The sequence below is a fragment of the Streptomyces prasinopilosus genome (assembly GCF_001419695.1).
Lineage (GTDB): Bacteria > Actinomycetota > Actinomycetes > Streptomycetales > Streptomycetaceae > Streptomyces > Streptomyces prasinopilosus.
In genome coordinates, this window is record NZ_LIRG01000503.1 from 1 (window position 1) to 529 (window position 529).

General features: G+C 71.8%; 1 protein-coding gene. It reads left to right on the top strand.

Annotation, left to right across the window (positions count from 1 at the left end; translation table 11 throughout):
* Nucleotides 1-218: 218 nt before the first annotated feature.
* A partial coding sequence (locus AOK18_RS33395) for a hypothetical protein (RefSeq protein WP_167738715.1) occupies nucleotides 219-529 on the top strand: 311 nt, incomplete at its 3' end.

Consider the following 529-nt stretch of genomic DNA (forward strand, 5'->3'; position numbering starts at 1 on the left):
GCCCCGCTCCGTCCCCCGCCGGCCCGCGCGCACGGGTCGCCCGCGGGCAGCGGCACGCCCGCTCCGCCGCATCCGCACGTTCCTCTCCTGTGGACGCAACTGACCGGAAAGAAGCGGTTGTTGCGTCGCCCCTTGGGGCGTTCGGTGACGCCGCGCCACTGGGGAAGGTCTTTCCCGCTTCCCTGGAGCGTTCCTTCTCGCGCCTAACCCTCACCGTGGTGGCCGCGGGGGTCATGACGGCGGCCCTGCCCGTCTCCACGGCTTCGGCGATCAACCGGACCGACTGCGGCGGCAGGACCGACTTCGTCAAGGTCTGGTACGACGGCGGGAGCCGGACCGTCCGCTACGCCGACGCCTGCGTCCTGGCCCCGAACCTCCCGGGCGCCGAGGGGATCTCGTCCGGCAACCACAACGTCGAGATGTGGCTCGGCAACGAGGTGCGGACCATGGGCAGGTGGCCGATCGTCGTCGACGTCGAGAACCTCGACCCCACCCTGCACCTCCTGCAGATCCGCCGGCCCCGCAGGTC